This window comes from Herbaspirillum sp. UBA812, assembly GCF_002296545.1.
Classification (GTDB): domain Bacteria; phylum Pseudomonadota; class Gammaproteobacteria; order Burkholderiales; family Burkholderiaceae_D; genus Herbaspirillum; species Herbaspirillum huttiense.
This window is the reverse complement of sequence record NZ_DBIC01000366.1, coordinates 1-3,403: the sequence shown is the minus strand read 5'-3', so window position 1 is coordinate 3,403 and position 3,403 is coordinate 1. Positions and strand designations below refer to the sequence as shown.

The following is a 3,403-nucleotide window of genomic DNA, read 5'->3' as shown; positions in this document are numbered from 1 at the left end:
CATTGCCTACTCGGTGGTCGCCGGTCTGCTGGTGTATCGCCAGTTCGACTGGAAGCGGCTCTATCCGATGCTGGTCGACACCGCCGCCTTGTCGGGCGCGATCCTGTTCATCATCGGCACCGCTACCGGCATGTCGTGGGCGCTGACGCAATCGGGCTTCTCGCATGCGCTGGCCGAGGCCATGACCAGTGTGCCGGGTGGCAAATATGGTTTCCTGCTGGTGTCGATCGCCGCCTTCATCGTGCTGGGCAGCGTGCTGGAGGGCATCCCCGCCATGGTGCTGTTCGCGCCGCTGCTGTTCCCGGTGGCCAAGGCCATCGGCGTGCATGAGGTGCATTACGCCATGGTCATCATCCTCTCCATGGGCGTGGGCCTGTTCGCGCCGCCCTTCGGCCTGGGCTACTACGCCGCCTGCACCATCGGCCGCGTGCATCCGGACGTTGCCGTCAAGCGCATCTGGCCGTATCTCGGCGCGCTGGTGGTGGGCCTGCTGATCGTGGCCTTCGTGCCGTGGTTCTCGATTGGCTTCCTGTGATTTTTTACGTTTTCATTCCTCTAGCAAGGACTCGCAATGTCTGACAATTTGGCAAACCTGCGCGCAAGCGCATACCGCATCCGCCGCAATGCCGTGCGCATGGGCGAGGTCCAGGGCCAGGGCTACATCGGCCAGGCGCTGGGCTGGGCCGACGTGCTGGCCGTGGCCTACAAGCACGCCATGCAACTGCGCCCGGATGATCCGGAGTGGAGCGGCCGCGACCGCTTCCTGCTCTCGCACGGGCACTACGCCATCGCCCTGTATGCCGCCCTGATCGAGGCCGGCATCGTCCCCGATGAAGAGCTGGAATCCTACGGCAGCGATGACAGCCGCCTGCCCATGTCGGGCATGGCGACTTATACGCCGGGCATGGAAATCTCCGGCGGCTCGCTGGGCCAAGGCCTGGCCATCGGCGTGGGCATGGCGCTGGGCCTGCGCTACAACCACAATCCGGCCTTCGTCTACAACTCCATGTCCGATGGCGAGCTGGATGAGGGCTCGACCTGGGAAGCCGCCATGGGCGCCGCCCACCACCAGCTGGGCAACCTGATCTGCCTGGTCGACATCAACAACCAGCAGGCCGATGGTCCTTCCAGCAAGGTGATGGGCTTTGAGCCGCTGGCCGACAAGTGGGCGTCCTTCGGCTGGTACGTGCAGCGGGTCGATGGCAATGACCTGGCCGCCGTGGTGCGGGCCTTCGACAATGCCCGCCACCTCAAGGACGCCAAGCCGCGCGTGATCCTGTTCGATACCCTGATGGGCAAGGGCGTGCCCTTCCTGGAGCAGCGCGAGAAGAACCACTTCATCCGTGTCGATCCGCCCGAATGGCAGCAGGCGCTGTCCATCCTCGACCAGTCTTATCAACAAGGAAGCCAAGCATGAACACCGTCGCAGAGAAGAAACCGCGCCTGACCACTTCGGCCATGATCGCCTCCATCGCCGCCGAGGGGCAGCGCGTGCAGGCGGCCCCGTTCGGCAAGGCCCTGGTGGAATACGCTGCGGACCGCCCCGAAATCGTGGGCCTCACCGCTGACCTGGCCAAGTACACCGACCTGCACCTGTTCCAGAGGGCGTATCCCGAGCGCTTCTTCCAGATGGGCATGGCCGAGCAGTTGCTCATGGCCGCCGCTGGTGGCATGGCCAAAGAGGGACTGGTGCCCTTCGCCACCACCTATGCGGTCTTTGCCACACGTCGTGCGTATGACTTCATCCATCAAGTGATCGCCGAAGAAAACCTGAACGTAAAGATCTGCTGCGCCCTGCCCGGCCTGACTACCGGTTACGGCCCCAGTCACCAGGCCACCGAAGACCTGGCGATGATGCGCGCCATTCCGGGCATGACCATCGTCGACCCCTGCGATGCGCTGGACCTGGAACAGGCGGTGCCGCAGATCGCGGCGCACCAGGGCCCGGTCTACATGCGCCTGGCGCGCGGCAACGTGCCGCTGGTGCTGGATGAATACGACTACAAGTTCGAGCTGGGCAAAGCCAAAGAAATCCGCGATGGCAACGACGTGCTCATCATCTCCAGCGGCTTCATGACCATGCGCGCGCTGGAAGTGGCCAAGGCGCTGGAAGCCGACAACGTCAGCGTGGGCGTGCTGCACTGCCCGACCATCAAACCCTTTGACGAAGCCACGGTGGTGGAGCAGGTCAGCAAGAAGAACCGTCTGGTGGTGGTGGCCGAGAACCATTCGGTCATCGGCGGCCTGGGCGAGATCGTTGCCACCACGCTGATGCGCCACCGGGTGCAGCCGGCGGGCTTCCAGATGGCCGGCTTGCCGGACGCCTTCCTCGATGCGGGGGCGCTGCCGACCTTGCATGACCGGTATGGGATCAGTTGCGAAGTGTTGAGCCGGCGGATCAGGGAGTGGTTGAAGTAAATCCGTAACCGATGTGTGCTACGTATCCGTGCGCTCAGCTACCAATCGGCTGGGCCACCAGTCTTACCCCCAGCGCTGCACACACCCGGTTGACGGTATCGAAACGAGGCGCGCTACCAGGTCTTAAGGCCTTGTAGAGCGCCTCTCGGGTAATCCCGGCGGCCTGCGCAATTTCGCTCATGCCCCTGGCACGGGCAATATCGCCAAGTGCCGCTGCCAGGAGGCCGGCATCATTGGCAGCAAGAATATCGGTCAGGTAAGCTGCAATAGCTTCCTCGCTGTTCAGAAACGGAGCAGCGTCGAAGTCTGCCAGCTCTGCAATCTTTATACGTTTGGTCATTTTTCTTCCCTCTGTTAGTCAAGCAATGCTGCCAAGGCCTTGGCTCGCTTGATATCACTCGCCTGCGTTCTTTTAGAACCTCCTGCCAACAAGATGATGATATGACGGCCGCGTTGGGTGTAATACACCCGCCAACCGGAGCCAAAATGAATGCGTAGTTCGGAGACACCATCACCAACGGATTCTGCATCACCGATCAGCCCCCGCTCCAGCCTTTTGATTCTGGCTGCGATGACCGCGCGGCTTGCATCATCCTTGATGCCTTGCAGCCAGTCAGTAAATTGGGGAAGCGTGCGAGTGATGTACATGCAACGATTGTAATCGAACGATTACAATCACTCAATATCTGTTTTGCTTGTAGAAGTACTGCCGCAACCAGGGGAAGGAAAAGAAAAAGGAGACCTCGGTCTCCTTTTTTTCATGGCGGTTTGCTGACGCTTACTTCAGGCTCAGCACCCACTTGACCAGCTCACGCGCCTCAGCCTCGGTCACCTGGCCCTTGTTGGCCGGCATCGCTACCGCGCCCCAGACACCGCTACCGCCGTTGAGGACCTTCTGGGTCAGCTTGGCTTCGGCATCCTTCTGGCCGGCGTATTTCTTGGCCACTTCCTTGAAGGCGGGGCCGACGATCTTGGCGTCCACCGC

6 protein-coding genes are annotated in these 3,403 nt (G+C 61.9%); 3 read left to right on the top strand and 3 right to left on the bottom strand.

Annotated elements, in window-relative coordinates; all coding sequences use genetic code 11:
- The 3 genes from B3873_RS24165 to B3873_RS24155 form a co-directional block, all read left to right on the top strand.
- Positions 1-535, top strand: a 535-nt coding sequence (locus B3873_RS24165; RefSeq protein WP_286869517.1) for a TRAP transporter large permease subunit, incomplete at its 5' end; no start/stop codon positions are given.
- A 36-nt stretch (positions 536-571) separates the two neighbouring features.
- Complete coding sequence (locus B3873_RS24160) at positions 572-1,417, top strand: transketolase (protein WP_039785929.1); 846 nt, start codon at positions 572-574, stop codon at positions 1,415-1,417.
- Positions 1,414-2,418 (top strand): transketolase family protein, encoded by a 1,005-nt coding sequence (locus B3873_RS24155; RefSeq protein ID WP_286869514.1) that lies wholly within the window; start codon positions 1,414-1,416, stop codon positions 2,416-2,418. Before B3873_RS24160 ends, B3873_RS24155 begins: the two co-directional genes overlap by 4 nt.
- Before the next feature lie 34 nt (positions 2,419-2,452).
- Here B3873_RS24155 and B3873_RS24150 read toward each other — a convergent pair whose 3' ends face one another.
- From B3873_RS24150 to B3873_RS24140, 3 genes are all read right to left on the bottom strand, one after another.
- Complete coding sequence (locus B3873_RS24150; RefSeq protein WP_286869512.1) at positions 2,453-2,758, bottom strand: addiction module antidote protein; 306 nt, start codon at positions 2,756-2,758, stop codon at positions 2,453-2,455.
- 14 nt (positions 2,759-2,772) lie between these two features.
- Positions 2,773-3,066, bottom strand: a complete 294-nt coding sequence (locus tag B3873_RS24145) for a type II toxin-antitoxin system RelE/ParE family toxin (RefSeq protein WP_209579551.1) — start codon at positions 3,064-3,066, stop codon at positions 2,773-2,775.
- A gap of 130 nt (positions 3,067-3,196) precedes the next feature.
- A partial coding sequence (locus B3873_RS24140; protein ID WP_286869509.1) for a c-type cytochrome occupies positions 3,197-3,403 on the bottom strand: 207 nt, incomplete at its 5' end.